At 45.3% G+C, this 285-nt stretch carries 1 pseudogene; it reads right to left on the bottom strand.

What is annotated here, in order from left to right:
- Positions 1-9: 9 nt before the first annotated feature.
- Positions 10-285: pseudogene (locus HC176_RS19250) on the bottom strand (peptidase M28 family protein); the annotation flags it as partial.

Raw genomic sequence — 285 nt, 5'->3', positions numbered from 1 at the left:
ACTGAACACTTACCTAAGGATCTCCTCTTTATCCTGGATATCATCAAAGCCATATTTATCTACCAGGTAAATGAGGGAAGCCATGGTTGCGGCTCCCAGCTCCAGTTCTCTTTTGTTTACCGCTTCAAAGGTATCTGTTGCAGCGTGATGATAATCGAAGTAACGCTGAGAATCGGGACGCAAACCTGCCAGCACCGTATTACCATTCTCTAACGGACTAAGATCGGCACCGCTACCGCCTTTTTCAAAGTAATGGATAAGATATGGCCTAAAAAGAGGTTCCCA

The organism is Tamlana crocina (assembly GCF_012037625.1).
The sequence above is the reverse complement of the archived record's forward strand: the minus strand, read 5'-3'. Positions and strand labels throughout refer to the sequence as shown.